This is a genomic window from Paenirhizobium selenitireducens ATCC BAA-1503 (assembly GCF_900492185.1).
Classification (GTDB): domain Bacteria; phylum Pseudomonadota; class Alphaproteobacteria; order Rhizobiales; family Rhizobiaceae; genus Allorhizobium; species Allorhizobium selenitireducens_A.
Map to the genome: position 1 here is coordinate 1 of NZ_UEYP01000006.1, position 26,643 is coordinate 26,643.

Here is a 26,643-nt window from a genome sequence, read left to right on the forward strand (position 1 = left end):
TTGCTGCATCTGAAACTCTTCCATCCGCTCGACGACCATCTCGGCTTTCCGCCGCTCGCCGCAGCGCAATTTGCGCTCGACCTGCACAATGCGGCGGCGCGCTGGAACAAGGCGCTGCTGGACAATTCCGCCCGGCCATCGGGCGCGCTGGTCTACCAGCCGAAGGAGGGCGGCAATCTGTCGGCCGACCAGTATGAGCGGCTGAAGGTGGAACTCGACGAGGGCTATTCCGGGCCGATGCGGGCCGGACGACCGCTGCTGCTCGAGGGCGGGCTCGACTGGAAATCGATGGGGCTGTCGCCCAAGGACATGGATTTCGTCGAGGCGCGAAACGGCGCGGCGCGCGACGTGGCGCTGGCCTTCGGCGTGCCGCCCATGCTGCTCGGCATCCCCGGCGACAACACCTATGCCAACTACCAGGAGGCGAACCGGGCCTTTTACCGCCTGACCGTTTTGCCGCTCGTTGCGCGCACCGCGGCGAGCTTTTCCGGCTTCTTGTCCGGGCTCTATGGGGAGGCGCTCAGGCTGGTGCCGGATCTCGACCAAGTGGCCGGACTGGCCGCCGAGCGCGACGCGCTCTGGGCAAGGCTCGGCGCGGCGGATTTCCTCACCGAGGAGGAGAAGCGGCAGGCGGTGGGGTATTGAGGGGAGGAGCGGCTTTGGCCTCACCTTGCTCTACGCCAGTCTGCCGGCATTCTGCCGGCCCTTCGCTTTGGCTCAGGCGTTCGTCATTCGAAACGCCGTCCGCGGTGCCTGGCGGAAATCCTCTTCTCCCCAACGGGGAGAAGCGCCGAGCGAATGCGAGGCGATGAGGGGGCCGAGTGCGCCGCCATCAATTGGCTTCGCCCCCCTCATCCGGCGCTACGCGCCACCTTCTCCCCGTCGGGGAGAAGAGGGGACGTGGGCGCGGCGGCAGGAGGCCGGTCACTTCAAGCGGAATCGGAAGATGAGGCCGTTGAAGTGGCGCGTGCGGGACGTGAATCAGGCTCTCAAGAACCGGCCGCAAGCGATTCAATCGACTCGCGAAAACGCCGCCACCTGAAGTGTTGCGTGAAGCGGGTTGCGCTGGGGGAGCTGTTCTCTTCGCGGGTCGGATCGGGCGTCAGAAGACGCAGATCGAGGCGGTCTCGAACGGGTCGAGGCGTGAGGGCCGGCGATCGGCGCGGGCCCTCGGATGTTCTCTATTTTAGCGATGAGAGATTAACAAATGACTGACTTCAGCCATGACGGCGGCGTGTGGAGCGCCCGCGTGATCGGGGCGGTGGCGGGGTCGGCGATCTCGCTCGTCTACCTTTTGCCCAAGGGCCGGCGCGAGGCGGCGGTGCGGTTCCTGACCGGGGTGACCTGCGGCATGATCTTCGGCGGGCCGGCGGGTCTGTGGATCGTGCGCAAGCTCGATGTCGCGGCCGGACTGTCGCCGCCGGAGATCATGCTCGCCGGAGCGACGGCGGCGAGCCTTTCCGCTTGGTGGGGGCTGGGGCTGCTGGTGCGGCTGTTTGCCCGCTACGGGCAGCGGCCGGGCGGGTGAGGGGGGAGACGTCACCCTGAGGTCGGGGATCCTTGCCCCTCATCCGCCTGCCAGCACCTTTGCCTGCCCTTCGCTGGGGCTCAGGGCGTTCGTCATTCGAAACGATTCACTGGATCGTTTCGTCGGCTGCGCCGACCATTCCTCACCCCCGTTCTGACGGGGAGAAGGGACGAGCGGAACCGCCGGGGCCATCCCGATCCTTCGAGGCCCCTTCGGGACACCTCAGGATGAGGACGGAGCGCGGCCCAAGACAACCATCATTCATCATGAGGAGAATGCCATGCACGCGCACCGCGGGCCCGTCTCGCTGACGGAAAAGTTCGTCAACCTGACGTTGAAGGGGGTGGAGGGCGACGGATCGTTCTCGGGTTATGCCAGCCTGTTCGGCGAGGTCGATCTCGGGCGCGACGCGATCGAGCCGGGGGCCTTCGAGCGGTCGCTGGTGAAGCGCGGCGCCAAGGGGGTGCGCATGCTGTTCCAGCACGACCCGGCCGAGCCGATCGGCGCCTGGCGGGTGATCCGCGAGGACGCCCGCGGGCTCTATGTCGAGGGGCAGCTGTCTTTTGGCGTGGCGCGGGCCCGCGAGGTGCATGCGCTGATGAAGTCGGGTGCGCTCGACGGGCTGTCGATCGGCTTTCGCACCGTGCGCTCGAGGAGCGACCGCAAGAGCGGGGTGCGCCGCATACTCGAGGCCGACCTCTGGGAGATCTCGGTGGTGACCTTCCCGATGCTGCCGGCGGCCCGGGTCTCCAACGTCAAGCATGCGCGGTTCTTCCGCGACAAGGAAACCGAGCTCGTCCGCGCCATGCGCCGGGCGGCGCGGACGATGGCCATGGATGTCTTCAGGAAAGGATGACAGATGAGCGATGCAGCGATGGAAAAGCAGACGGCCGATGCCCCGCGCAAGCGGACAGCACCGGAGGTGAAGGCCGTGCCCGACAGCGTGACGGCGGCGTTCGAGGATTTCATGGGCGCCTTCGAGGCGTTCAAGGACGTCAACGATCGCAGGCTCTCCGAGATCGAGCAGAAGCTTTCCGCCGACGTGGTGACCCGCGACAAGATGGAGCGGATCAACAAGGCGATGGACGAACAGGGCCGGCTGCTCGACGAGCTGGTCTTGAAGAAGATGCGCCCGCCGCTCGGCCGCGGCGGGGAGGCGGACGGGCCGGAAGCGGCCGAACACAAGGCGGCCTTCGAAGCCTATATCCGCCGCGGCGACGAGGCGGGCCTGCGCGAGCTGGAGGCCAAGGCGATGAGCGCGGGTGCGCCCGCCGACGGCGGCTATCTGGTGCCGCCGGAGACCGACAGCGAGATCGGCCGCAGGCTCTCGGTCGTCTCGCCGATCCGGGCGCTGTCGACGGTCCGGCAGGTCTCGGGCTCGGTGCTGAAGAAGCCGTTTTCGCCGGCCGGCATGACCGCCGGCTGGGTGGCCGAGACCGCGGCGCGGCCGCAGACGGCGACGGCGCAGCTTGCCGAACTCTCCTTCCCGACCATGGAACTCTACGCCATGCCGGCGGCAAGCCAGGCGCTGCTCGATGACGCGGCGGTCGACATCGAGGCCTGGATCGCCGCGGAGGTCGACATCGCCTTTGCCGAGCAGGAGGGCACGGCCTTCGTTTCCGGCGACGGGGTGAACAAGCCGAAGGGCTTTCTCGCCTATGACCAGGTGGCGGACGGCGCGTGGGAATGGGGCAAGATCGGCTATCTTGCGACCGGCGTGGCGGGAGGCTTTGCCGCCTCGGGGCCGTCGGACGTGCTGGTCGACCTCGTCTATGCGCTCAAAGCCGGGCACCGGCAGAATGCCAGCTTCGTCATGAGCCGCAAGACCCAAGGCGAGATCCGCAAGTTCAAGGATGCCGACGGCAATTATCTCTGGCAGCCGCCGGCGCGGCCGGGCGAGGCCGCCTCGCTGATCGGCTTTCCGGTGGCGGAGGCGGAAGACATGCCGGCAATCGCGCCCAATGCCACCGCGATCGCCTTTGGCGACTTCCGCTCGGGCTATCTGGTGGTCGACCGGGTCGGCGTGCGGGTGCTGCGCGATCCCTATTCCGCCAAGCCCTACGTGCTGTTCTACACCACCAAGCGCGTCGGCGGGGGCGTGCAGAACTTCGAGGCGATCAAGCTGGTGAAGTTTGCGGCGAGCTGATGGGTGCTTGCCCCTCATCCGCCTGCCGGCACCTTCTCCCCGTAAACGGGGAGAAGGGACCAAGAGGCACCGCCGTGGCCGTTCCCTCTCCCCGCCTGCGGGGGTCCGAAGGACGGGTCGAGACACGCGGCTCGACCCCGGTCGATCAGGGTGAGGGGCAGTTGTCGATCCGGCCGAGGCTCGTCTTCTCCCCAGCGGGGAGAAGGTGGCGCGCAGCGCCGGATGAGGGGGGCGAAGCCACGTGATGTTGCGCACTAAGCCCCCTCATCGCCTCACTGCGTTCGGCACTTCTCCCCGCTGGGGAGAAGAGGTTTTCGACGACGCGCTGCGGCCTGCCACTTTCAAAAGCCAATTCCAGGAGACTCCCATGACCCTATTTCCGACGGCCCCGCCGGCGGCCGAGGCGGTGACGTTGGCTGAGGCCAAGGCGCATCTGCGCGTCGACGGCAATGACGAGGATGCGTTGATCGGGCAGTTGATCACCGTCGCCCGCGAGCATCTGGAGCGCGAGACCGCGCGGGTGCTGATCAGCCGGCCGTTTAGGCTCTGCCTCGATAGCTGGCCGGCCGACGGGGTGATCCGCATCGGCTGTGGTCCGGTGCGCGAGGTGACGGGCGTGACCGTTTATGACGGCAAGGGCAATGCCACGGCCGCCTCGCTGGCCGACCATCTGCTGGACGGCGAGGCGCGGCCGGCGCGGCTGTGGCTGCGTGATCCGCCGGTCCCGGCGCGTACCATGAACGGCATCGAGATCGATTTCGTCGCAGGCTTCGGGCCGAGCGGCGCGGATATGCCCGAAACGCTGAAACGGGCGATGTTGCTGCATGTGGCGGCGATGTTTGCCCTGCGCGGGGCGATCCCGGTCGAGGCACAGCCGGCAGTCATGCCGGCCGGCTACGAACGGCTGATCGCGCCCTATTGCCGAAGGGGGCTCTGACCATGGCGCTGATCGATTTCGACCCGGGGGCGCTGACGGCCCGGCTCAGGCTGGAGCGGCTGGTCGAAAACCCGGACGGGCAGGGCGGCGCGACGGTTGACTTCGAGGCCGTTGCCGATCTCTGGGCGCGGATCGAGCCTCTGGCCGCCGAAGTCGAGGAGGTCGCGGGCGCGGGGCGGGTGATCGTCACGCATCATGTCTGGCTGCGCTTTCGCGCCGATGTGGCGGCGGGGATGCGGCTCATCAAGGGCACGCGGCGGTTTGCCATCGAGAGCGTACGCGATCCGGACGAGACCGGCCGCCTTCTCCTCTGCCGCTGCCGGGAGGAGGGGCGATGAAGGGCAGGATACGGGCGTCGCTGGCGCAGACGGGCGAGGACCTGGGGCTGGTGTTGCGTCGCGCGCTCTCGGGCGGGGTCGCGCGGCGGATCGAGCTGCAGATCGAACGTCGAGCGGCCGGGCGGATGGCGGATGCGCCCGTGCGGGACGGCGGGTCTGGAACTTTAGACGACGGCGGGTCGGTCGGGCGGAGCGGTGGCGCGTCTGTCGGCAAGGCCGGCAGCGACATCCAACAAAGCGAGGGCGTGCCATGAGCAGCGTCGTGAACGCGTTTCTGGCCGCCGTCCAGGCGCGGCTGATAAGCCATGCCGGGCTTGCCACCCTGATTGGCCCCAGCGGGATGCGCGACCGGCGGGCGAGCGGGCTCGACCTGCCGGCGCTGGTGCTCGGCGCCGTCGAGTGCCGCGACTATTCGACGGCGAGCGAGGCGGGATTTGAATTCCTGCTGGCGCTGGAGGCCTGGTCGGGAGAGGGGCGGCGCGCGGCGGAGGCGATCGCCGATGCCGTGCGGGGCCTGCTCGACGACGCCGATCTGGCGCTGGCGGGCCACAGGCTGGTGAGCCTCCGGCATCGCCGGACGGTCAGCCGCCGCGAGGCAAAGACCGGGTTTTTCGTCGCGGAACTGTCGTTTCGGGCGGTGGTGGAGTGAGGGGTCGGGCGCCGGTGTCGCCCCTCATTGGGCTGCCGCCACCTCTGCCAGCCCTTCGCTTGGGCTCAGGGCGTTCGCCATTCGAAACGGTTCACTGGATCGTTTCGTCGGCCTCGCCAACCATTCCGGACCCCGGTGAACGGGGAGAAGGCGACCCGCCGGCCTCGATCGGCAAAAAGACGGAACAATCTCCTTGAATAGAAGAGGATTTCGACATGGTGGCACAGAAGGGCAAGGACCTGCTGTTGAAGGCCCATGACGGGGCGGGCTTCGTCACGGTGGCGGGGCTGCGCTCCAAGCGGCTTTCCTTCAACGCCCAGACCGTCGACGTGACCGATGCGGAGAGCGTCGGACGCTGGCGGGAGCTTTTGGGCGGTGCGGGCGTGCAGCGCGCAGCACTCTCGGGCGCCGGGCTGTTCAAGGATCAGGCCTCGGATGCGCTGGTGCGGGGGGCCTTCTTTGCCGGCGACATTCTCGCCTGGCAGGTGGTGATCCCGGATTTCGGCACGGTGAGCGGGCCGTTCCAGGTGACCGCGCTCGAATATGCCGGGTCGCATGACGGCGAACTGACCTTCGAGATCGCGCTGGAATCGGCCGGCGCGCTTTCCTTCGCGGTGCTGTGATGCGCGGCGGGGGCGACGGATTGGCGACGCTCGGGCGGGCCAACCGGCGGCGCGGCGAGGTGGAGGCGGTGATCGGCGGCGAGCGACGAATTCTCTGCCTGACGCTGGGCGCACTGGCCGAACTGGAAACGGCTTTCGGGGCGGAAAGTCTGGCCGATCTCGGCCAGCGCTTTGCCGCAGGCCGGCTGAGGGCGGCCGATCTGACGCGGATCCTCGGCGCCGGCCTGCGCGGCGGCGGCAACCGATTGAGCGACGAGGACCTGGCCGATATGGCGGTCGAGGGCGGCATTGCCGGCGCCGCGGCGATCGTGCGTGACCTGCTGGTCGCGACGTTTGCGCCGGAGGCGGAGCACGGAGTAGCCGCGCCGGACCCTTGAGGGCCGCAGGCGGCGAGGCGCCGGCGCGAATCTTCCCCTGGGAGGCGGTGCTCGATGCCGGTCTTTGTCGCCTGCGGCTTCCTCCGAGCGTGTTCTGGGATTTGAGCCTCGTCGAGTTTGCCGCCATGGCCGGGGCGTTTGCGCCGCGGTCGGCGCGGCTTTCGCGGGCGGGGCTGGTCGGGTTGATGCGGGACTATCCGGATGACGGGGGTGGCGGTTCACCCCCCTCTGTCACTGCGTGACATCTCCCCCTCAAGGGGGAGATCGGGCTGCGGCGTGCCGCGCCGGCCCCTCACCCTGAGGTGGGAGCGCAGCGACCCTCGAAGCGTCCAGCCCTGCCCCTCATCCGTCTACCGGCCCTTCGCTTGGGCTCAGGGCGTTCGTCATTCGAAACGATTCACCGGATCGTTTCGTCGGCTGCGCCGACCATTCCTCACCCCGGTGAACGGGGGGAAGGGACCTGAAGCAGCGCCGGGGGTGGCCTCGATCCTTCGAGGCCCCTGCGGGGCACCTCAGGATGAGGGGGCAACGACGCGTTTCCCTCTCCCCGCATGCGGGGAGAGGGTCACGGTGAGGGGCAGTCTTGGCGTCGAAGACAACCAGCTGGTTGGCGGCTGGGCGGCGTTTGGCCCTTCATCCGCCTGCCGGCACCTTCTCCCCGTGAACGGGGAGAAGGGGAAACACAACGGCCATACGAAGGAGTTTCCCATGACCGACGACGACATGGTTGCGCTGTCCCTCGATCTCGATGCGACCGAAGCGCTGAAGGTGTTGGACGAACTGGAGGGGCGGTCGAGGAGTTTCGGGGCGGCGCTGGGCTCGGCGCTGAAGGGCGCGACGGTCGGCGGCAAGGGGCTGGAGGATACGCTGAAATCGGTGGGTACGCGGCTCGCCGACATTGCGCTGTCGGCCGGGCTGAAGCCGATCGAGGGGCTGATGGGCAATGCGCTGACCGGCCTGATCTCCGGGCTGACGGCGGGGTTCGGGGCGATCATGCCCTTTGCGACGGGCGGCGTGACGGGGCGGGTGACGCCGTTTGCGGCCGGGGGCGTGGTGTCGGCGCCGACCTATTTTCCGCTCGGCGGCGATCTCGGCCTGATGGGCGAGGCGGGCGCCGAGGCGATCTTGCCGCTGAAGCGCGGCTCGGACGGGTCGCTCGGCGTGGCCGCCGGCGGCAGCGGGGCGACGACGCAGATCAATTTCCATGTGACGGCGAGCGACGCGGCGAGCTTTGCCCGCAGCGAGGGCCAGATCACCGCCATGCTGGCGCGCAGCGTCGGGCGCGGGCGGCGGCATCTCTGAGCAGCGTCTCGCGCGGGCGTGATGCTGGTGGTCGGCATCGGCCGGGCCTTCCTTTTAAGCCTTTGAACAAAGGACGCTGAACCATGAGCAATGGTTTCCACGAGGTGCGCTTTCCGCTGCGCCTGTCGCTGTCGACCAGCGGCGGGCCGAAGAGACTGACCGACATCGTCGACCTGACCAATGGGCGCGAACAGCGAAATGCAAGGTGGCGCCATTCGCGGCGGGTCTATGATGCGGGCTCGGGTCTGAGGGCGGTGGACGATCTTTATGCCGTTGTCGCCTTCTTCGAGGCGCGCGGCGGGCAGCTCTACGGTTTCCGCTTTCGCGATCCGCTCGATGCGAAATCCTGCGGACCGGGCGAGGCTGTATCGCCCTTCGACCAGGCGATCGGCACGGGCGACGGGGTGACGGCGACCTTCCGGCTGGTCAAGAGCTATGGCGATGCCGGCGGGGAATGGCGGCGCGAGATTTTGAAGCCGGTGGCGGGAACGGTCAGGGTCGCGGTCGACGGGGTGGAATTGCCGCCGTCTGGTTTCAGCAGCGATCCGGTGACGGGTATCGTCATGTTGTCCGAGGAATATATTCCGCCTCCCGGCGCGCTGGTGCAGGCGGGGTTCGAGTTCGACGTGCCCGTGCGCTTCGACACCGACCGTATAGACGTGAACCTCGAGGCGTTCCGGGCCGGGCGCATTCCGGCCATTCCGCTGGTGGAGGTCCTGCCATGAGACAGATTCCCGATGCGCTCGATACCCATCTCTCGGGCGACGCCACGACGCTCTGCCGCTCATGGCGGGTGACGCGGCGCGACGGGGTGGTGCTCGGCTTTACCGAGCATGACCGTGATCTGACCTTTGCCGGCACGGTCTTTCTCGCGGCGAGCGGCTTTGCCGGGACCGAGGCGCGGGCGGTGAACGGCCTGGCGGCACCGGGCGCCGAGGTGACGGGCGGCTTTTCCAGCGCGGCGATCAGTGAGGCGGACCTTTCGGCAGGGCGCTATGACGGCGCGCGGGTCGAGCTGTTCACCGTCAACTGGCAGGCGCCGGAAGATCAGCACCTGCTGATGAAGGTTCAGGAGATCGGCGAAGTGTCGCGGGCGGGCGGGGCCTTTGCCGCGGAGCTTCGGAGTTTTGCCCATCGGCTGTCGCAGGAACAGGGACGGATTTATGGCCGGCGTTGCGATGCGAGCCTCGGCGACGGACGCTGCGGGGTGGATCTGTCCATCGCCGGGCGGCAGGCGACGGGCATGGTGACGGCGGTCGAGGGGCGTGACCGGGTTTTGGTGTCCGGGCTCGGTGGGTTCGAGGACGGACATTTCCGGCTCGGCACCCTGCGGTTCGACGCGGGCGTGAACGCGGGGCTGACGGTCGAGATCGACGGCAATGCCGCTGTCGAGGACGGCACGCGGCTGACGCTGTGGCTGCCGCTGGAGAGCGCGGCGGCGGTCGGCGATGCGGTGACGGTGACGGTGGGCTGCGACAAGGGGTTTTCGACCTGTCGCGACCGTTTTGGCAACGCTCTCAATTTCCGGGGATTCCCGCATATGCCGGGCAGCGATTTCGCCTATTCCTATGTGAAGGGCGAGAGCACGCATGACGGGACGGCGCTGTTCGAGTGAGGGTGATGGGGGGGGCCTCGCCCTGAGGTGGTCGAGCGAAAGCGAGGCCCTCGAAGGGCCTTTGCGACGGACGGCGTGGCCGCCCCGATCCTTCGAGGCCCCTGCGGGGCACCTCAGGATGAGGACGGGGTGGGGCTTTTCGAGTGAGGGCAATTCGGCTTGATCCTCACCCTGAGGTGGGAGCGCAGCGACCCTCGAAGGGGCCTTGCCGCGGACGGCGTGGCCGGCCTCGATCCTTCGAGGCCCCTGCGGGGCACCTCAGGATGAGGACGGGGTGGGCGGGGTAGCTGTCCGACCATCCCCCTCATCTGCGAAAATCTAGCACTTAGCTGGCGCTAAGGTGCTGATTTTGCTTCTTCTCCCACCAAGGGAGAAGACGGGCCGGCGACGCTCTGCCGCTAAGTCGATGCTATCGCCGTCGCGAGTGATCTCGTGCGTTCCAAGGAGCAAGACCCATGACCGCCATCGGAAACCGCGTGGTCGCGATCGCCGGGCAGTGGATCGACACGCCCTATCGGCATCAGGGATCGACGAAGGGTGTCGGCTGCGATTGCCTGGGGCTGGTGCGGGGGATCTGGCGGGAGATCTATGGGGCGGAGCCGGAGATGGTGGCGCCCTATGCGGCGGACTGGGCGGAGCGCGGCGGGCAGGAGCGGTTGCTGGAGGCGGCGGGGCGGCATTGTGCGGTGGTGACGGGCCTTGCCGCTGCGTTGCCGGGCGATCTGCTGGTCTTCCGGTTTCGACCGCAATTTGCCGCCAAGCATGCCGGCATCCTCGTCGGGGCCGATGCCTTCATCCACGCCTATGAGCAGGCGGCCGTGATCCGCTCGGCCCTGGTGCCGGCCTGGCGCAGGCGCATTGCCGGGATCTACCGGTTCCCGGAGATTTCTTGAAAAGCGGCGGGTTTTGCCGTATCTTGCTGGAGTGCTGGACGAGGCGGACACCTCGTCCAGCGTTTGCCAATGTTTGAAGTTGACCCGGACGGCGATCGACCAGCCCGTCCGGGTTATCCTCAAGATCAGCGTAATGCCAATTGGCCAAGACCTCATAGCACTACCTCCACATTCGAGAGCAAGGCCTTTGCCAAGGTCGGCGGAGCCCGTCTTCGCCGACGCGCCGGCTGGTACGGCGCCTGCTGCTTCTGCTCCCGAACCTCAGCATCCTATCACAATCTAGGCGAGCATCCAGCCGGGTGCCGCGAGGGGCATCCATGGCGACAATCCTCTTCCAGGCGGCGGGTGCGGCGCTGGGTTCGGTGTTCGGGCCGCTGGGGGCCGTGATCGGCCGGGCGGCGGGGGCGCTGGCCGGCAACATGCTCGACCGGGCGCTGATCGGCGGCGGAACGACGCTGTCGGGCGCACGGCTTTCTGCGGCCAGGCTGCCGGGGGCGGCCGAAGGGGCGGCGATCCCGAGGCTCTACGGCACGGCGCGGCTCGGCGGCACGCTGATCTGGGCGACGCGCTTCGAGGAGGAGGCGACGACCGAGCGGACCGGCGCCAAGGCGACCGGCACGCGGGTGAAGACTTATCGCTATTTCGCCAATCTGGCGGTCGGGCTCTGCGATGGGGAGGCAGCTCTGGTTCGGCGCGTCTGGGCCGACGGGCAAGAAATCGACCTCACCGAGATCGAGATGCGATTCTATCCGGGGACGGAGGACCAGTTGCCCGATCCGCTGATCGAGGCGAAGCAGGGGGCAGGCAATGCGCCGGCCTATCGCGGGCTTTCCTATGTGGTGTTCGAGCGGTTGCCGCTGGACGATTTCGGCAACCGTATTCCGCTGCTGCAGTTCGAGGTCATTCGGCCGGTCGGGGCGTTGGAAGGCATGGTCAAGGCGGTGACCGTCATCCCGGGCTCCACCGAGCACGGCTATGCGACGGTGCAGGTCCGGGAACGGACTGGCGAGGGCGCCTCGCGTATTCTCAACCGCAACACGCTGGTCGCCCATACCGACTGGCAGGCGTCGATCGACGAACTGCAGGCGCTCTGCCCCAATCTCGAGACTGTCGCGCTGGTTGTGTCCTGGTTCGGCACGGACCTGCGCGCCGGGCAGTGCCGGGTGGTGCCGGGCGTCGAGGTTGGGAGCCGCAACGAGAGCCGGGACTGGCGGGTGTCGGGGGTAACGCGAGAGACCGCCCATCGGGTCAGCCGCCATGACGGCGGCCCGGCCTATGGCGGCACGCCGGACGACAGAAGCGTGGTCGAGGCGATCCTCGACCTCAAGGCGCGCGGGCAGAAGGTGGTGCTCTATCCCTTTGTCATGATGGACATTCCGGTCGGCAATGGCCTGTCCGATCCCTATGGCGGGGCGGAGCAGGCGGCCTATCCCTGGCGCGGGCGGATCACCTGTCATCCGGCGCCGGGACGGCCCGGCTCGCCCGACCGGTCTGAGGCAATCCCGGCGACGGTCGCTGGCTTTTGCGGGGCGGCCGAGGCGGCCGATTTTGACGTGTCCGGCACCACGGTTTCGTATCATGGCAGCGACGAGGGCTATCGCCGCATGGTGCTGCACTATGCGTTGCTGGCTGAGGTGGCGGGCGGGGTGGACGCCTTCCTGATCGGCTCGGAACTGCGCGGGCTGACGACGCTCCGCGATGCGGCCGATGGCTTTCCCTTCGTGGCGGCGCTGGCGGATCTGGCGGCTGACGTGCGGGCGATCCTTGGGGCCTCGACGAAGATCACCTATGGCGCCGACTGGAGCGAATATTTCGGCCATCATCCGGCCGACGGCTCGGGCGATGTCTTCTTCCATCTCGATCCGCTCTGGGCGCATCCGGCGATCGATGCGGTAGGGATCGACAATTACATGCCGCTGTCCGATTGGCGCGACGCGGATCTGGAGGACGCCAATCCGGACGGGTTCCGGCTCTGCGACGACGGCGAGGCCATGGCCGGGCAGATCGCGGCGGGCGAGGGGTTCGACTGGTATTATGCCAGCGAAGCCGACCGGGCGGCACGCGTGCGCTCGCCGATCAGCGACGGGCTGGCGGGCAAGCCTTTCGTGTTTCGATTCAAGGATATCGAAGGCTGGTGGAGCAATTTCCACTTCGACCGGATCGGCGGGACGGAACGGCCGGAGCCGAGCGCCTGGACGCCGGGGTTGAAGCCGGTCTGGTTCACCGAACTCGGCTGCGCGGCGGTCGACAAGGGGGCGAACCAGCCCAACGTCTTCGGCGATCCGAAATCGGCGGAAAGCGCGCTGCCCCATTTCTCCAGCGGGGCGCGGTCCGACAGCCAGCAGCGGCGGTTCCTCGAAGCGCATCTCGGTTATTGGCAGGGTGGTGCCGCGCCGGCGGGCATGGTCGATCCGGGGCAGATCTTCCTGTGGACCTGGGATGCGCGTCCGCAGCCGGCCTTTCCGCAGGATCTGGATCTCTGGGCCGACGGCACGAACTGGCGCACCGGCCACTGGCTAAACGGGCGGCTGGGGGCGGGTACGCTCGCCGATGTTGTCGCAGGCCTGCTCGAGGATCATGGCTTTGCCGATTACGACTTGTCGGAGGTGAGCGGCGACCTCATGGGCTATGTGCAGGGCGACCTCGCCTCGGCGAGAAGCCTGATCGAGCCGCTGGCGGAGACCTTCCTGATCGACATCGTCGAGGATGGACCGCGGCTTAAATTCCGGTCGCGCATGGCGGCGAGCCTGCCGGCGCGGACGGTGGAGGTGCTGGCCGATGTGAAGGACGAGCCGCTGTGGCGCGAGACGCGCGGCCACGACAGCGATTTTGCCGCGGAGGCCTCGCTCACCTATTACGACCCGGCCAGCGACTACGGCGAGGCATCGGCCCGCTCGCGGCGGATCGAGGCGGAAACGCAAAGGCAGATGGCGCGCGACCTGCCGGCGGTTCTGGCGGAAGAGACGGCGCTGTCGCTCGCCGAGGGCATGCTGCGCGACCATCGCATCGGACGGCGGCGGCTGGAATTTTCGCTCGGGCCGGCGGAGCTTTCGGTCCAGCCGGGCGATGTGCTTTCGCTGTCCGAGGGGCCGGAGGGGCGGTTTCTGGTCGGCGAGATCGATGACGGGCTGGTGCGGCGGCTGAGCCTGCGCGAAGTGGCCGCGGCGGTCTCGGCGACGACGGCGAGTGCGGGGACGGGACGCACGCCGGACCGGCCGGGTTCGGTCGGCTTTGATCCCGTTGTCACCTTGATGGATCTGCCGCGTTACACGGTCGGCGAGGCCACGGATTTCGCCTGCGTGGCGGGCCTGGCGCGGCCTTGGCGGCGGATGGCGATCGCGTCCTCTGCCGGGAATGGCGTTTTTCGCTCGCGGGCCATGCTCGACCGGCCGGCAAGACTGGGCCGGCTGGCGGCGCCGCTCTCCGGCGGGGTGGCGGGTCGATTCGACCGGTCGCGGACGCTGGAGGTTGATCTCTCCTTCGGCAGCTTTGCCGCCGCAACCGAACTCTTGGTGCTGAACGGGGAAAACCGGCTGGCGCTGCGTTCGGCCTCCGGTGCCTGGGAAGTGATCGGCTTTGCCGGGGCGGAGGAGATTTCCGCCGGGCGCTGGCGGCTGTCGACCCTGCTGCGCGGTCTCGCCGGCACCGAGGACGCGATGTCGGCCGGCGCGGTTGCCGGGGCGGCCGTCGTTCTGCTCGACGAGGCCGTGCGGCCGCTCGGGCTGAGCACGGAGGAGGCGGGGCTGGCGCTCGCCTATATCGCGGAACCGATGGGTATGGCCGCAACGCCGGCCACGCTCGGCAGCTTTGCTGGCGGGGTGCGGGCGCAGACACCGTTTTCGCCGGTGCATTTGAGGGCGCGGCGCGGGGAGGCGGGCGATGTCGCGTTCGACTGGGTTCGCAGGTCCCGCGTGGACGGCGACAACTGGCTGCCCGCCGAGGTGCCGCTCGTCGAAACGGTCGAGGCCTATCGGCTGGAGATCCTCGACGGGGCCGAGGTGCGGCGGACGGTGGAGACCGGCGAGGCGCGGTTCGTCTATCCGCAGGCGTGGGAGCTTTCGGATTTTGGAAGTCTGCAGGCAAGTATTCGCGTGCGGGTGCGGCAGCTGGGGCGCGTGGCCGAGGGGAATGCGAGCGAGGCGGAACTGGCGGTGGGGTGAGGCAATTCGCTTGGGCATTTCTTCCCGGCCAAGCGTCCGATGACGTGATTAATCTCCGGTGACTGCCCCTCATCCGCCTGCCGGCACCTTCTCCCCGTTCTGACGGGGAGAAGGGACAAGCGGCACCGCCGTGGCCGTCCCCTCTCCCCGCCTGCGGGGAGAGGGTCAGGGTGAGGGGCAATTCGACCCCGGTTGGGTCAGGGTGAGGGGCAATTGCTCAGGGCCTGGCGGCCGTTCTCGGAAGCCAGGACCAACGACCAACGCCGGACCACCCGCCCAGTAGGCACGCCCAGCAGCCGAAACGGGTCGATCTCATTGCCCCCATCCATTTCCAACGAAAATCCAGAAAGAGGAGAGCCAGATGCTCGACATGAAGCAGTGGTATCAGTCGAAGACGGTGTGGGGCGCGCTGATTGCAATGGGGGCGCCGCTTTTGAGGCATGTCGGTGTCGAAATGGGGCTTGCCGAACAGGCGAACCTCGCCGATGCTCTGGCGACAATCGCCGGGGCACTGGGCGGAGTATTGGCGATCTACGGTCGGATCCGGGCGAGCGGGCCGATCGATTTCGGCGGCCGGCGCAATTGATCGGGCGCATTCATTTGCCATTCAGAAGGCATGCGATAGATAGAATGCGAGAGTTAGACGTCGTGTGGAAGAAGAAGCAATGGCATCCATCATGATCATCGCAGGCCTGGCGGTCGGACTGGCGGCATCGCCCGTCGCAGAACGCGTCGGCACCGGTGCCATGACGCCGCCGCTCGTGCTCGTGCAATCGTCCGGTGATAATGGCGGCGGGGTGGACTGCCGCAGCGCCGCCTATCGCGTGGTCGAAGAGGTCGGCGGGCAGTTGCTCTCGGTGCGCCAATCCGGCAATGAATGCGTCATCACGGTGCTCATTCCGGGCAACGGCAACGAGCGCCCGCGCAAGGTGACGATGCGGGTGTCCAACTGATTTCCGCCGCAGCCCCGGCTGCGGCGACGGTTTTTCAAAGAGGGCGGGATAGATGCGCATTCTGGTCGTCGAGGACGATGTCAACCTCAACCGGCAACTCGTCGAGGCGCTGCAGGAGGCGGGCTATGTCGTCGACAAGGCCTTCGACGGCGAGGAAGGCCATTTTCTCGGTGATACCGAACCTTATGACGCCGTCATCCTCGATATCGGCCTGCCGGAAATGGACGGCATCACGGTGCTGGAAAAGTGGCGGGCCGCCGGCCGCGTCATGCCGGTCCTGCTGCTGACCGCCCGCGACCGCTGGAGCGACAAGGTCGCCGGCATCGACGCCGGCGCCGACGACTATGTCGCCAAGCCATTCCATCTCGAGGAAGTGCTGGCCCGCATCCGCGCGCTGATCCGCCGTGCCGCCGGCCATGCCTCTTCCGAGATTACCTGCGGTCCGGTCCGGCTCGACACCAAGAGCTCCAAGGCGACCGTCGACGGCAAGGCCTTGAAGCTCACCTCGCACGAGTATCGGCTCCTGTCCTACCTCATGCATCACATGGGCGAGGTCGTGTCGCGCACCGAGCTGGTCGAGCATCTCTATGACCAGGACTTCGACCGCGATTCGAACACCATCGAAGTGTTCGTCGGCCGGTTGCGCAAGAAAATCGGCATCGACATGATCGAGACCGTGCGCGGTCTGGGCTATCGCATCCAAGACCCGCAAGAGGCGAAATGATTCCCGTCTCCCGGTCGCTGACCGTCCGCGTGCTGCTGATGGCCACGCTGTGGTCGGCGGTCTCGCTGATCACCATCGCGCTGGTGATCTCGGCCTTCTACCGCCAGGGCGTGGAGCGGGGGTTCAACAACCTCCTGCGCGCCCAGCTCTACAACGTCATCAATTCGGTATCGATCGGCGACGGCGACAGCCTGTCGGGCAGTCCCGAACTCGGCGACCTGCGTTTTTCCCAGCCGGAGACCGGATGGTACTGGTTGGTCGAACCGCTTGGCAATTTTTCAGCCGCGCCGCTTGCCTCGACCTCGCTCGGCATGGCCGAGCTTGCGGTTCCGAGCCTCGAGCAGGTTCCCTTCGACGAGCACTACGAGCGCTTCTATCCGATGGTCGATGCGGCCGGGAACAAGATCCTGGTGGCCGAGACCGAGGTGGTGCTCGACGGCGGAGACCGGGCGGCGCGCTTTCGCGTATCGGGCAATGTCGACGTGGTCGAGGAGGAGATCGGCTTTTTCTCCACAAGGCTCTATGCCGGACTGGCCCTGTTCGGCATCGGCGGCCTGGTGGTCAATGGCCTTGCCATCCTGATCGGACTGAAGCCGCTGGACCGGGCGCGCCGGGCGCTGGAGAAGATCCGCGGCGGCGAGGCGGAGCGGATCGAGGGGGACTATCCCCGCGAGATCCAGCCGCTGGCCAACGAAATCAACGCGCTGATCGAAAGCAACCGCCGCATCGTCGAGCGGGCCCGCATGCAGGTCGGCAATCTCGCCCATTCGCTGAAGACGCCGATCGCCGTTCTGCTCAACGAGGCGCGCGGGCTGGACAAGGCGCAGGGCGAGGTGGTGCGCAGTCAGGCGGAAGCCATGCAGGCGCAGGTGGGCACCTATCTCAACCGCGCGCGCATCGCCGCCCAGCGTGATTCGGTGCTGGCGCGCTGCGAGGCGGAGCCGGTGCTGGAAAGGCTGGTGCGCGTCATGCGGCGGCTCAATCCGCAGGTCGACTTCACGCTCGAGGTGGCACCTGGCCTCGCCTTTGCCATGGAGCAGCAGGACGTCGAGGAGACCGTGGGCAATCTCCTGGAAAACGCCGCCCGCTTTGCCGTTTCGCGGGTCGTTCTGGTTGCCATGGCAGCGACCCACGAGCCGCAAACGGTGGGCGAGGGCGCGCGGCGCGGCTGGATCGAGGTGACCGTCGAGGACGATGGTCCCGGCCTGGCGCCGGAGCAGATCGGCGAGGCGCTGAAGCGCGGCAAGCGGCTCGACGAGAGCAAGCCGGGCACCGGGCTCGGCCTGTCGATCGTCAAGGAGATTTCCAGCGAATATCAGGGGGCTTTCGGCCTTTCCCGCGCCCAGATCGGCGGATTGAAGGCGACGTTATTGCTGCCGGCTGTGACACGGGACACTGCATGATCAATTTTGTTGTGAAAAAACAAGGGCGGCCATAAAGATGCCATGGGTGTACCGCAGCAGGGCGAGGACAGGCGTTATGATCGATCGTTCCGAAGATGGGACTGGGGCTGTTCCGATGGGTTTTTCTCGCTTTAGGGGCGTGGCAGTGACGGCGCTGGCCGCATTCGCGCTTTCCGCCTGCACGACCGGCGGCGGATCGAAGGGCGGGCTGTTGTCTTCGGACAAGACCAATCCCTCTGCGCTCTATATTTCGGCACTCCAGGGCGGCATCGTCTCGCGCGCCGGCGTGAAGCTGAGCAATAGCGAGTTGCAGCGGGCGCTGGAGGCCGAGTACCGCGCTCTGGAAGCGGCGCCGGGATTCCAGCCGGTGGCCTGGGTCGGGCAGAGCGTCAGCGGACAGGTGGTGGCGGCCGCGCCCTATCAGGTCGGCCAGCAGAATTGCCGCCAGTATGTTCACAAGCTGAACGACAAGGGCAGGCAGATCGAGGCGCGCGGCGCCGCCTGCCGCAACCCGAACGGTACCTGGACACCCTTGACGTAAGTCAAGGCCGGCCGGGATGCGCTGCCTTAACGATCGGCTTGCGGCCAAACGCCTCAACTTTGCGTCATAGGCAGTTTGTTTGTAGCGTCGAGCCTCGGCTTGCAGTAATTGGGCATCATGTTGTTCTGGATCGTATCTGCCTTTCTGACGGTGGCCGTGGCCGTCGCCCTCCTTTATCCCCTTCTCAAGGGGGCCGAGCCCGCGCCCATAGACGATGCCGGCGAAGCCGCCGTCTATCGCGACCAGTTGAAGGAACTCGAGCGTGACAAGGCGCAAGGGTTGATCTCCGCCGAGGACGCGTCCTATGCCCGCGCCGAGATCGGCCGCCGGCTGCTGGCGGTTTCAGGAAAGGGCGAGGTTCCCGGCGCGATCGGCCGCACGAACGGCCTGAACAAGCTCGCACAGGCCTTCGTCATTCTCTGTCTTCCCGCGGTGGGGCTCGGGCTCTACCTGAAGACCGGCAATCCCGACATGCCGGCCGCACCGCTGGCCGCGCGGCTGGAAAATCCGGAAGGCAATATCGAACTGCTGGTCGCCAAGGTCGAACGCCATCTGGCGGAAAACCCCAATGACGGCTCGGGCTGGGACGTGCTGGCGCCGATCTATTTCAAGATGCAGCGCCTTGGCGATGCCGAACTGGCCTACCGCAATGCCATCCGCCTGCTGGGCACCAACCCGGCGCGGATGAACGGGATCGGCGAGGTGCTGGTCGCCGGCAATGACGGGATCGTCACCGACGACGCGCGGTCGGCCTTCGCCGAAGCGCTGAAGCTGGATCCGCGCGATCCGCGTGCGCAGTTTTACCTGGCGCTTGCACTCGAGCAGGCCGGAAAGAAGGCCGAGGCCTTGATCGCTTTCCAGGCGATCGCCAAGGCCTCGCCGGCCGACGCGCCCTGGCTGCCGCTGGTGCAGGAGCATATCGCCAGCAATGGCCGCGCGCCGGCTGCGGGTTCGCCCGGGCAGGCCGCCTCCAAGGCGCCGGGCGGCCCGAGCCAAAGCGATGTCGAGGCCGCGGCCGGCATGTCGGCGGGCGACCGCAATGCGATGATCCGCGGCATGGTCGAGGGGCTTGACGCCAAGCTCAAGGAAGACCCGAACAACTTCCAAGGCTGGATGCGCCTCGTTCGATCCTATGCGATGCTGAACGAGAAGGACAAGGCGCTCGCGGCCCTGAAGACCGCCCTTCAGGCCTTTCCGGCGGAGAAGGACGAAGGCAAGCAGTTGATCGCGATGGGCCGCGAACTCGGCCTGCCGGTTGAGGAGGCATTGAAATGACCCGCAAGCAGAAAAGACTGGCCGTGATCGCCGGCGGCATGACCTTCATCATCGCCGCAGTGCTTCTGGTGATGTTCGCCTTCGGCCAGTCGGTCGCCTATTTCTACATGCCGGCCGATCTCGAGAAGACGGCGGTCGGGCCGGGCACGCGCATTCGCCTCGGTGGCCTCGTCGAGGCGGGCTCGGTGGTGCGCGGCGAGGGATCGACCGTCAAGTTCTCCGTCACCGACGGCACCGCGACCATTCCCGTTACCTATGTCGGCATCCTGCCGGACCTGTTCCGCGAGGGCCAGGGCGTGGTGACCGAGGGCAAGTTCGAGGCCGGCAGCACGGTCTTTTCCGCCGACAGCGTGCTGGCCAAGCATGACGAGAACTACATGCCGAAGGAAGTTGCCGACCGGCTGAAGCAAGACGGTGTCTGGCAGGAGGAGGAAAAGACCCAATGATCATCGAACTTGGCCACTATGCCCTGGTGCTGGCACTGGCCGCATCGATCATCATCGCCATCCTGCCGGTCATCGGCGCCAAGCGCGGCGACGCGGCCCTGATGGCGGTCGCAGTCACCGGGACCATGGCGCAGTTCCTGCTCGTCGCCTTCTCCTTTTCTGCGCTGACCTGGGCCTATGTGGTCTCGGACTTTTCGGTGAAGAACGTCTGGGAAAACTCCCATTCGATGATGCCGGCGATCTATCGCTATTCCGCAGTCTGGGGCAATCACGAAGGGTCGATGATGCTCTGGCTGTTGATTCTCACGCTGTTTTCCGCGCTCGTCGCCTTTTTCGGCGCCAACCTGCCGGACCGGCTGAAGGCCAATGTGCTGGCCGTGCAGGCGTGGATTTCCTCCGCCTTCCTGCTGTTCATCCTGCTGACCTCGAACCCGTTCGTCCGCCTGTCGCCGATCCCGGCCGAGGGCAAGGACCTGAACCCGATCCTGCAGGACGTCGGGCTCGCCATCCATCCGCCGCTGCTCTATCTCGGCTATGTCGGCTTTTCCGTCTGCTTCTCCTTTGCCATCGCCGCTTTGATTGACGGACGGATCGACGCCGCCTGGGCACGCTGGGTGCGCCCGTGGACACTCGCCGCCTGGACTTTCCTGACCGCCGGCATCGCCATGGGCTCCTACTGGGCTTACTATGAGCTCGGCTGGGGTGGCTGGTGGTTCTGGGACCCGGTCGAGAACGCCTCCTTCATGCCCTGGCTTGCCGGCACGGCGCTCCTGCATTCGGCGCTGGTGATGGAAAAGCGCGATGCCCTGAAGATCTGGACGGTGCTGCTCGCAATCATGACCTTCTCGCTGTCGCTGCTCGGTACCTTCCTGGTGCGGTCCGGCGTGTTGACCTCGGTCCATGCCTTTGCCACCGATCCGAGCCGCGGCATCTTCATCCTCGGCATCCTGACGCTGTTCATCGGCGGCGCCTTCGCGCTGTTCGCCTTCCGCGCGCCCCTGCTGAAATCCGGGGGTCTCTTTCATCCGATCTCGCGCGAGGGCGCGCTTGTCCTCAACAACCTGATCCTGACGGTTTCGACGGCAACCGTGCTGATCGGCACGCTCTATCCGCTGCTGCTGGAAACACTGACCGGCGAGAAGATTTCGGTCGGCGCGCCGTTCTTCAACCTGACCTTCGGCCTGCTGACGGCACCGCTCCTTCTCGCCGTGCCCTTCGGTCCGATGCTCGCCTGGAAGCGCGGCGATCTATATGCAGCCTTGCAGCGGCTCTATTTTGCCGCCGGCATCGCTTTCGTGCTCGCCGTGGCGCTCTACTATGTCGAGAACGGCGGCCCGGTGCTGGCCGTGTTCGGCCTTGCCGCCGGCTTCTTCCTGATCTTCGGAGCTCTCTCCGACCTCTGGTATCGCGCCGGCTTCGGCAAGGTTGGAACCGGGGTGGCGCTGCGGCGTCTCAACGGCCTGCCGCGCTCGGCGATCGGTACGGCGCTTGCTCATTTCGGCCTCGGCGTGACCGTGCTGGGCATCGTCGCGGTGACGACCTTCGAGACCGAGACCGTGGTCGAAATGAAGCCCGGCATGACGGTGGAGGCGGGCGGCTACACCGTCACCTTTGACGGCATGAAGTCGGCCGTCGGCCCGAACTATACCGAGGATCGGGGGCACTTCACGATCCGGCAGGCCGGCATCGACAAGGGCGACGTCTGGTCGTCGAAGCGGCTCTATACAGCGCGGCGCATGCCGACCACCGAAGCCGGCATCCGCACCTTCGGCGTCAGCCAGCTCTACGTGTCGCTCGGCGACATGATGGACAGCGGCGGCATCGTCGTGCGCATCTGGTGGAAGCCCTACATCCTGTGCATCTGGTACGGTGCGCTGGTCATGATGGTCGCCGGCTTCGTCTCGCTCTCCGACCGGCGCCTGCGTGTCGGCGTGCCGAAGCGGCATGCCAAGACGGCCGCATCTGGGGCGCTGGAGGCGGCGGAATGAAGGCTGCTGTCCTTAAAGGAAAGAACCCCTCCCCAACCCCTCCCCACAAGGGGGAGGGGCTTTTCCGTTTCAGCTGGCTGTCGACGTGGGTGCAAAGCCTTGCCGCGCGTCTTCTCCCCCCTTGTGGGGGAGATGGCCGGCAGGCCAGAGGGGGTCTGGGTTCACTCCTTCTGCTTCTCCTCCTCCTCGCGCCCCTTCCGGCCTTCGCCGTCGATCCGAGCGAAAGACTTGCCGATCCGAAGCTGGAGCAGCGGGCGCGGGACCTTTCCGCCAACCTGCGCTGCATGGTCTGCCAGAACCAGTCGATCGACGATTCCAATGCCGATCTGGCGCGCGACCTGCGCCTTTTGGTGCGCGAGCGCATCGTGGCGGGCGACAGCGACGAGCAGGTGATCGGCTATGTCGTGTCGCGTTACGGCGAGTTCGTTTTGCTGAAGCCGCGTTTGTCGGCAAAGACGCTGATCCTGTGGGGTGCGCCGGCATTCCTGCTGCTGGTCGGGCTTGGCGTCGCCGTGGTCTATGCGCGCGGGCGCAGCCGGCCGGAGCCCAAGAGGCTGTCCGACGAGGAAGAAGCCCGGCTCGGCAAGCTGCTCGACGAGTGAGCTGCCGGTGATTCAAGCGTCCCGAAAGATTACAAAGATTTCATCTGCCGTACAGTTCGCCGTAAGGTGAGGCGCCCTATATCTACATCATCCACCGCTTCCCCCGGCTTCCGGGGCTCCCGTCAGAAGAACAGATGAAGGTAGATTACATGTCCACACCCATTGGTCGCTCCAAGTTCAAGACAATCCTGAAAAACTCGACCGCCGCGGGTCTGGCCGCCTTGATGCTGGCCGGCGCGCTTCCGGTCGTCGTGGCACCGGCCTACGCCGAGCCCGTGAAAGTCGAGGCGGCACAGGTGCCGAGCTTCGCCGACGTGGTCGAGGCCGTGTCTCCGGCCGTCGTGTCGGTCCGTGTCCAGTCCAACGTCGAACAGACCGCCGACAGCAGCAATTTCTCCTTCGGCTTTGGCGGCCGCAGTTTTGAAGACCTGCCCGACGATCATCCGCTGAAGCGTTTCTTCAAGGAATTCGGCGGCCCCGACGGCGAACAGTACGGCCAGCGCCAGCCTGACCGCATGCCGCACGGCCGCGGCGACGGCAAGGGTCGCCTGCGCCCGATCTCGCAGGGCTCCGGCTTCTTCATCTCCGAGGACGGCTATATCGTCACCAACAACCACGTGGTCGATGACGGCTCGGCCTTCACCATCGTGATGAATGACGGCAAGGAACTCGACGCCAAGCTGGTCGGCAAGGACAGCCGCACCGACCTTGCCCTGCTGAAGGTCGAAAACCCGAAGCAGAAGTTCACGTATGTAACCTTTGCTGAGGACGAGAACATGCGCGTCGGCGACTGGGTCGTGGCGGTCGGCAACCCGTTCGGCCTTGGCGGCACGGTGACGGCCGGCATCATCTCGGCCCGTGGCCGCGATATCGGCTCCGGCCCCTATGACGACTATATCCAGATCGACGCGGCCGTGAACCGCGGCAATTCCGGCGGTCCGGACTTCAACCTGGCCGGCGAAGTGGTCGGCATCAACACCGCGATCTTCTCGCCCTCGGGCGGCAATGTCGGCATCGCTTTCGCCATCCCGGCCTCGGTCGCCAAGGATGTGATCGAAAAGCTCAAGGACGGCGGCACGGTCGAGCGCGGCTGGCTCGGCGTACAGATCCAGCCGGTCACGCAGGACATCGCCGATTCGCTCGGCCTGTCGGAGGCAAGCGGCGCCCTTGTGGTCGCACCGCAGGCGGGCTCGCCCGGCGGCAAGGCCGGCATCAAGCAGGGTGACGTCATCACCGCCGTCAACGGCGAGCCGGTCAAGGATCCGCGCGACCTGGCCAAGCGCATCGCCGCCTTCGATCCGGGGACCACGGTCGACGTGTCGATCTGGCGCGAAGGCAAGGCGTCGAGCCTCAAGGTCGAGCTTGGACAATTGCCGAGCGAGCAGGCTCTGGCCGGGCCTGAAAGCCAGAACGGCGAGCCGCAGGCGCCGGCGACCGAACAGGCGCTGGCCGGCATGGGCCTCTCCGTTACGCCGGCCGAGGACGGCAAGGGCCTGACCATCGTCGACGTCGATCCGGACTCGGATGCCGCCGACAAGGGCATGAAGGCCGGCGAGAAGATCACCTCGGTCAACAACCAGTCGGTGGCCACCGCCGATGATGTTCTGAAGGTGCTCGAACAGGCGAAGAAGGACGGCCGCACCAAGGCGCTGTTCCAGATCGAATCCGAGAACGGCAGCCGCTTCGTCGCCCTGCCGATCCAACAGGGCTGACGGCGCTAAACCGACCTGATCCACGGGCGCCGCAGTCTTAGTCGACGCGGCGCCCTTTTCTTTTGCCGAGAAGGACGTCCATCATGAACACCGGGCAGGGCCATGAGCCGCAGCCGGGCGATTCCGGTTGTGCCACGACCACAGCAGGCGGTAATGTCGCACGCATGAAAATACTTGTCATCGAAGACGATCTCGAAGCCGCCGCCTATATCACCAAGGCCTTTCGCGAGGCGGGCATTGTCGCCGATCACGCCAGCGACGGGGAAAGCGGCCTCTTCATGGGCTCAGAGAACGGTTATGACGTGATGGTCGTCGACCGCATGCTGCCGCGTCGCGACGGGCTCTCCGTCATCAGCGAACTGAGGAAGCGCGGCGTCGATACGCCGGTGCTGATCCTTTCGGCGCTCGGCCAGGTGGACGACCGGGTCACTGGCCTTCGCGCCGGTGGCGACGACTACCTGCCCAAGCCCTATGCCTTTTCCGAGCTTCTGGCCCGCGTCGAGGTGCTGGGCCGGCGCAAGGGCAAACCCGAGCAGGACATGGTCTATCGGGTCGGAGACCTGGAACTCGACCGTCTGTCGCACGAGGTGCGCCGCGCCGGCAGGGAGATCCCCTTGCAGCCGCGCGAATACCGGCTGCTCGAATATCTGATGAAGAATGCCGGCCAGGTGGTGACCCGCACCATGCTGCTCGAGAATGTCTGGGACTATCACTTCGACCCGCAGACCAATGTCATCGACGTGCATGTCTCGCGGCTGCGCTCGAAGATCGAGAAGGATTTCGACAAGCCGCTTCTGAAGACGGTGCGGGGGGCGGGCTACATGATCAAGGACGAGGCCTGAGCCCTCCATGAACGCCCGCGCCAAGCTCCTGTTCAAGTCGACCGCGGTTCGGCTGTCGGCACTCTATATCGCGCTGTTCGCCCTCTGCGCCGCGTTGCTGGTCATTTATGTGACGGCGATGTCGGAGCGCATCCTCTATGTCCAGACGCGCGAGACGCTGAACGAGGAGGTCAAGGAGATCGAGACCGCCTTCGAGCGCGGCGGCATCAACCGTCTGCTCGGCATGATGGAGCGCCGCGCCCGCCAGCCCGGCGCCAATCTCTACGTCATCGCCGGTCCGAACGGGGAAATCCTCGCCGGCAATGTCGCCTCGGTGGAGCCCGGCCTGTTCGACAACGAGGGCTGGACCGACCATCCGTTCCGCTACGAGCGCTACAACGAGAGCGGCGACGTGCAGCGGCACGTGGCGGCCGGTCATGTCTTCTTCCTCGACAACAAGCTCAGGGTGCTGGTCGGGCGCGACCTCGGCGAGCCGAGCAAGCTGCGGCTGCTGGTGCGCCAGGCTTTGATGGTGGCGCTCGCCATCATGGGGCTGGGCGCCGTCATCATCTGGTTCGCCATCGGCCGCAATGCGCTGAAACGCATCGACCGGGTCTCGGCGGCTAGCCACAAGATCATGGCGGGCGACCTGTCGCAGCGTCTGCCGGTGTCGGGCTCCGGCGACGAGTTCGACCGGCTGTCCTCCTCGCTCAACGAGATGCTCGGCCGGATCGAGAGGCTGAACGAGGGGCTGCGCCAGGTGTCCGACAATATTGCCCATGACCTGAAGACGCCGCTGACGCGCCTGCGCAACAAGGCGTCCGATGCGCTGGCGGAGAACGACGAGACGGCGCGGCGCGCGGCTCTGGAAGGCATCATCACCGAATCCGACCAGTTGATCCGCACCTTCAACGCGCTTTTGATGATCTCCCGCGTCGAGGCGGGATCGATCGCCGCCGAATTGTCCGACATCGACCTTTCGGCAATCGCCGCCGACAGTGCCGAACTCTACGAGCCGGTGGCAGAGGAGGCGGGGCTGGAACTGGAAACGCGGATCGCCCCCGGCCTGTCGGTCCGGGGTAACCGCGAACTGGTGGGCCAGGCGCTTTCCAACCTGATCGACAACGCCATCAAATACGGTGCGACAGCCGAAGGCGAACGAAAGATCGTGGTGACAGTCGGCAAGGCGGGCGGGGCGCTGCAATTATCGGTCGCCGACAACGGCCCGGGCATCGACGCCGACAAGCGCGAGGCGGTGGTGAAGCGCTTCGTCCGTCTCGACGCCAGCCGCAGCAAGCCCGGAACCGGGCTCGGTCTGTCGCTGGTCGAGGCGATCATGGCGCTGCATGGCGGGCGGCTGGAGCTTTCCGACACGAACCCGGAGGGCGGCGCCGCGCGCGGCCTGACGGCGAGCATGGTCTTTCCCGGACAAAAGGCCTGAGGCAGGCCGGGCGGCGGTCGAAGGCCGTCTCTTCCGCTCAGTTGCCCACCCATTCGAAGAAGAACTGCGCCGGCGAACATTTGCGCCTCGACGGCGAGCATGGCCTTTGCCGGGCATAAGGCCTAACTTCCCAACGGGCGGCGAGATTCGCTAAGAACGATCTTGCAGT

General features: G+C 66.7%; 28 protein-coding genes. All 28 read left to right on the forward strand.

Features of this window, described 5'->3' with window-relative positions; all coding sequences use genetic code 11:
- A partial coding sequence (locus tag RHIZ70P_RS11955; RefSeq protein WP_115670548.1) for a phage portal protein occupies positions 1-645 on the forward strand: 645 nt, incomplete at its 5' end.
- A 562-nt stretch (positions 646-1,207) separates the two neighbouring features.
- A complete protein-coding gene (locus RHIZ70P_RS11960) occupies positions 1,208-1,528 on the forward strand; it encodes a DUF6107 family protein (RefSeq protein WP_115670549.1) in 321 nt (106 codons plus the stop codon).
- Between the two features lie 280 nt (positions 1,529-1,808).
- Positions 1,809-2,384, forward strand: a complete 576-nt coding sequence (locus RHIZ70P_RS11965; RefSeq protein WP_115670550.1) for an HK97 family phage prohead protease — start codon at positions 1,809-1,811, stop codon at positions 2,382-2,384.
- A gap of 3 nt (positions 2,385-2,387) precedes the next feature.
- Positions 2,388-3,674 carry a phage major capsid protein gene (locus tag RHIZ70P_RS11970; protein WP_235842219.1) on the forward strand — a complete coding sequence of 429 codons (1,287 nt, stop codon included), beginning with the start codon at positions 2,388-2,390 and terminating at the stop codon, positions 3,672-3,674.
- Between the two features lie 367 nt (positions 3,675-4,041).
- The gene (locus tag RHIZ70P_RS11975; RefSeq protein WP_115670551.1) at positions 4,042-4,611 is read left to right on the forward strand and encodes a head-tail connector protein; all 570 of its coding nucleotides are present in this window, start codon (positions 4,042-4,044) and stop codon (positions 4,609-4,611) included.
- Positions 4,612-4,613: 2 nt separating this feature from the next.
- Complete coding sequence (locus RHIZ70P_RS11980) at positions 4,614-4,949, forward strand: phage head closure protein (RefSeq protein WP_115670552.1); 336 nt, start codon at positions 4,614-4,616, stop codon at positions 4,947-4,949.
- Positions 4,946-5,203, forward strand: coding sequence for a hypothetical protein (locus tag RHIZ70P_RS11985; RefSeq protein WP_115670553.1), 258 nt, complete (start codon positions 4,946-4,948; stop codon positions 5,201-5,203). The genes RHIZ70P_RS11980 and RHIZ70P_RS11985 overlap by 4 nt, the downstream gene beginning before the upstream one ends.
- A complete protein-coding gene (locus RHIZ70P_RS11990; protein WP_115670554.1) occupies positions 5,200-5,598 on the forward strand; it encodes a DUF3168 domain-containing protein in 399 nt (132 codons plus the stop codon). The genes RHIZ70P_RS11985 and RHIZ70P_RS11990 overlap by 4 nt, the downstream gene beginning before the upstream one ends.
- A 215-nt stretch (positions 5,599-5,813) precedes the next feature.
- Positions 5,814-6,221: a phage major tail protein, TP901-1 family gene (locus RHIZ70P_RS11995; protein WP_115670555.1), complete on the forward strand. Its 408-nt coding sequence runs from the start codon at positions 5,814-5,816 to the stop codon at positions 6,219-6,221.
- Positions 6,221-6,598 (forward strand): gene transfer agent family protein, encoded by a 378-nt coding sequence (locus RHIZ70P_RS12000; RefSeq protein ID WP_115670556.1) that lies wholly within the window; start codon positions 6,221-6,223, stop codon positions 6,596-6,598. The genes RHIZ70P_RS11995 and RHIZ70P_RS12000 overlap by 1 nt, the downstream gene beginning before the upstream one ends.
- Positions 6,595-6,840 (forward strand): phage tail assembly chaperone, encoded by a 246-nt coding sequence (locus tag RHIZ70P_RS23405; protein ID WP_268877526.1) that lies wholly within the window; start codon positions 6,595-6,597, stop codon positions 6,838-6,840. The genes RHIZ70P_RS12000 and RHIZ70P_RS23405 overlap by 4 nt, the downstream gene beginning before the upstream one ends.
- Positions 6,841-7,306: 466 nt before the next feature.
- The gene (locus tag RHIZ70P_RS12010; protein ID WP_115670557.1) at positions 7,307-7,900 is read left to right on the forward strand and encodes a phage tail tape measure protein; all 594 of its coding nucleotides are present in this window, start codon (positions 7,307-7,309) and stop codon (positions 7,898-7,900) included.
- An 83-nt stretch (positions 7,901-7,983) separates the two neighbouring features.
- Positions 7,984-8,625, forward strand: a complete 642-nt coding sequence (locus RHIZ70P_RS12015; protein ID WP_115670558.1) for a DUF2460 domain-containing protein — start codon at positions 7,984-7,986, stop codon at positions 8,623-8,625.
- Complete coding sequence (locus RHIZ70P_RS12020; RefSeq protein ID WP_115670559.1) at positions 8,622-9,515, forward strand: DUF2163 domain-containing protein; 894 nt, start codon at positions 8,622-8,624, stop codon at positions 9,513-9,515. The genes RHIZ70P_RS12015 and RHIZ70P_RS12020 overlap by 4 nt, the downstream gene beginning before the upstream one ends.
- 455 nt (positions 9,516-9,970) lie before the next feature.
- Positions 9,971-10,408, forward strand: a complete 438-nt coding sequence (locus RHIZ70P_RS12025) for an NlpC/P60 family protein (protein WP_115670560.1) — start codon at positions 9,971-9,973, stop codon at positions 10,406-10,408.
- Between the two features lie 317 nt (positions 10,409-10,725).
- Complete coding sequence (locus tag RHIZ70P_RS12030) at positions 10,726-14,568, forward strand: baseplate multidomain protein megatron (protein ID WP_115670561.1); 3,843 nt, start codon at positions 10,726-10,728, stop codon at positions 14,566-14,568.
- A 361-nt stretch (positions 14,569-14,929) separates the two neighbouring features.
- Positions 14,930-15,154, forward strand: a complete 225-nt coding sequence (locus RHIZ70P_RS12035; protein WP_115670562.1) for a hypothetical protein — start codon at positions 14,930-14,932, stop codon at positions 15,152-15,154.
- A 79-nt stretch (positions 15,155-15,233) separates the two neighbouring features.
- Positions 15,234-15,521 (forward strand): hypothetical protein, encoded by a 288-nt coding sequence (locus RHIZ70P_RS12040; protein WP_115670563.1) that lies wholly within the window; start codon positions 15,234-15,236, stop codon positions 15,519-15,521.
- A 52-nt stretch (positions 15,522-15,573) separates the two neighbouring features.
- Positions 15,574-16,245, forward strand: a complete 672-nt coding sequence (locus RHIZ70P_RS12045; RefSeq protein WP_115670564.1) for a response regulator transcription factor — start codon at positions 15,574-15,576, stop codon at positions 16,243-16,245.
- Positions 16,242-17,648 (forward strand): ATP-binding protein, encoded by a 1,407-nt coding sequence (locus RHIZ70P_RS12050; protein ID WP_115670565.1) that lies wholly within the window; start codon positions 16,242-16,244, stop codon positions 17,646-17,648. The genes RHIZ70P_RS12045 and RHIZ70P_RS12050 overlap by 4 nt, the downstream gene beginning before the upstream one ends.
- 115 nt (positions 17,649-17,763) lie before the next feature.
- Positions 17,764-18,189 (forward strand): hypothetical protein, encoded by a 426-nt coding sequence (locus tag RHIZ70P_RS12055; RefSeq protein WP_115670566.1) that lies wholly within the window; start codon positions 17,764-17,766, stop codon positions 18,187-18,189.
- Positions 18,190-18,306: 117 nt separating this feature from the next.
- Entirely contained in the window at positions 18,307-19,464 is a 1,158-nt protein-coding gene (ccmI, locus tag RHIZ70P_RS12060; protein WP_115670843.1) for a c-type cytochrome biogenesis protein CcmI, read from the forward strand.
- Positions 19,461-19,910, forward strand: coding sequence for a cytochrome c maturation protein CcmE (gene ccmE / locus RHIZ70P_RS12065; RefSeq protein ID WP_115670567.1), 450 nt, complete (start codon positions 19,461-19,463; stop codon positions 19,908-19,910). The genes ccmI and ccmE overlap by 4 nt, the downstream gene beginning before the upstream one ends.
- The gene (locus tag RHIZ70P_RS12070) at positions 19,907-21,898 is read left to right on the forward strand and encodes a heme lyase CcmF/NrfE family subunit (protein ID WP_115670568.1); all 1,992 of its coding nucleotides are present in this window, start codon (positions 19,907-19,909) and stop codon (positions 21,896-21,898) included. The genes ccmE and RHIZ70P_RS12070 overlap by 4 nt, the downstream gene beginning before the upstream one ends.
- Before the next feature lie 170 nt (positions 21,899-22,068).
- Positions 22,069-22,500 (forward strand): cytochrome c-type biogenesis protein, encoded by a 432-nt coding sequence (locus RHIZ70P_RS12075; RefSeq protein ID WP_235842227.1) that lies wholly within the window; start codon positions 22,069-22,071, stop codon positions 22,498-22,500.
- A 149-nt stretch (positions 22,501-22,649) separates the two neighbouring features.
- Positions 22,650-24,212: a Do family serine endopeptidase gene (locus RHIZ70P_RS12080; protein WP_181904006.1), complete on the forward strand. Its 1,563-nt coding sequence runs from the start codon at positions 22,650-22,652 to the stop codon at positions 24,210-24,212.
- 83 nt (positions 24,213-24,295) lie between these two features.
- Positions 24,296-25,054: a response regulator transcription factor gene (locus tag RHIZ70P_RS12085; RefSeq protein ID WP_115670571.1), complete on the forward strand. Its 759-nt coding sequence runs from the start codon at positions 24,296-24,298 to the stop codon at positions 25,052-25,054.
- Positions 25,055-25,061: 7 nt separating this feature from the next.
- Positions 25,062-26,474: a sensor histidine kinase gene (locus tag RHIZ70P_RS12090; protein ID WP_115670572.1), complete on the forward strand. Its 1,413-nt coding sequence runs from the start codon at positions 25,062-25,064 to the stop codon at positions 26,472-26,474.
- Positions 26,475-26,643: the final 169 nt, after the last annotated feature.

Coding starts and splice junctions, on each gene's coding strand:
- RHIZ70P_RS12050 (WP_115670565.1), top strand. CDS start 16,242: ATGATTCCCGTCTCCCGGTCGCTGACCGTCCGCGTGCTGCTGATGGCC.
- RHIZ70P_RS12030 (WP_115670561.1), top strand. CDS start 10,726: ATGGCGACAATCCTCTTCCAGGCGGCGGGTGCGGCGCTGGGTTCGGTG.
- RHIZ70P_RS11970 (WP_235842219.1), top strand. CDS start 2,388: ATGAGCGATGCAGCGATGGAAAAGCAGACGGCCGATGCCCCGCGCAAG.
- ccmI (WP_115670843.1), top strand. CDS start 18,307: ATGTTGTTCTGGATCGTATCTGCCTTTCTGACGGTGGCCGTGGCCGTC.
- RHIZ70P_RS11980 (WP_115670552.1), top strand. CDS start 4,614: ATGGCGCTGATCGATTTCGACCCGGGGGCGCTGACGGCCCGGCTCAGG.
- RHIZ70P_RS11965 (WP_115670550.1), top strand. CDS start 1,809: ATGCACGCGCACCGCGGGCCCGTCTCGCTGACGGAAAAGTTCGTCAAC.
- RHIZ70P_RS12040 (WP_115670563.1), top strand. CDS start 15,234: ATGGCATCCATCATGATCATCGCAGGCCTGGCGGTCGGACTGGCGGCA.
- RHIZ70P_RS11975 (WP_115670551.1), top strand. CDS start 4,042: ATGACCCTATTTCCGACGGCCCCGCCGGCGGCCGAGGCGGTGACGTTG.
- ccmE (WP_115670567.1), top strand. CDS start 19,461: ATGACCCGCAAGCAGAAAAGACTGGCCGTGATCGCCGGCGGCATGACC.
- RHIZ70P_RS12000 (WP_115670556.1), top strand. CDS start 6,221: ATGCGCGGCGGGGGCGACGGATTGGCGACGCTCGGGCGGGCCAACCGG.
- RHIZ70P_RS12080 (WP_181904006.1), top strand. CDS start 22,650: ATGTCCACACCCATTGGTCGCTCCAAGTTCAAGACAATCCTGAAAAAC.
- RHIZ70P_RS12090 (WP_115670572.1), top strand. CDS start 25,062: ATGAACGCCCGCGCCAAGCTCCTGTTCAAGTCGACCGCGGTTCGGCTG.
- RHIZ70P_RS12015 (WP_115670558.1), top strand. CDS start 7,984: ATGAGCAATGGTTTCCACGAGGTGCGCTTTCCGCTGCGCCTGTCGCTG.
- RHIZ70P_RS12055 (WP_115670566.1), top strand. CDS start 17,764: ATGGGTTTTTCTCGCTTTAGGGGCGTGGCAGTGACGGCGCTGGCCGCA.
- RHIZ70P_RS11985 (WP_115670553.1), top strand. CDS start 4,946: ATGAAGGGCAGGATACGGGCGTCGCTGGCGCAGACGGGCGAGGACCTG.
- RHIZ70P_RS12020 (WP_115670559.1), top strand. CDS start 8,622: ATGAGACAGATTCCCGATGCGCTCGATACCCATCTCTCGGGCGACGCC.
- RHIZ70P_RS11990 (WP_115670554.1), top strand. CDS start 5,200: ATGAGCAGCGTCGTGAACGCGTTTCTGGCCGCCGTCCAGGCGCGGCTG.
- RHIZ70P_RS12045 (WP_115670564.1), top strand. CDS start 15,574: ATGCGCATTCTGGTCGTCGAGGACGATGTCAACCTCAACCGGCAACTC.
- RHIZ70P_RS12010 (WP_115670557.1), top strand. CDS start 7,307: ATGACCGACGACGACATGGTTGCGCTGTCCCTCGATCTCGATGCGACC.
- RHIZ70P_RS12085 (WP_115670571.1), top strand. CDS start 24,296: ATGAACACCGGGCAGGGCCATGAGCCGCAGCCGGGCGATTCCGGTTGT.
- RHIZ70P_RS12070 (WP_115670568.1), top strand. CDS start 19,907: ATGATCATCGAACTTGGCCACTATGCCCTGGTGCTGGCACTGGCCGCA.
- RHIZ70P_RS12025 (WP_115670560.1), top strand. CDS start 9,971: ATGACCGCCATCGGAAACCGCGTGGTCGCGATCGCCGGGCAGTGGATC.
- RHIZ70P_RS11960 (WP_115670549.1), top strand. CDS start 1,208: ATGACTGACTTCAGCCATGACGGCGGCGTGTGGAGCGCCCGCGTGATC.
- RHIZ70P_RS12035 (WP_115670562.1), top strand. CDS start 14,930: ATGCTCGACATGAAGCAGTGGTATCAGTCGAAGACGGTGTGGGGCGCG.
- RHIZ70P_RS11995 (WP_115670555.1), top strand. CDS start 5,814: ATGGTGGCACAGAAGGGCAAGGACCTGCTGTTGAAGGCCCATGACGGG.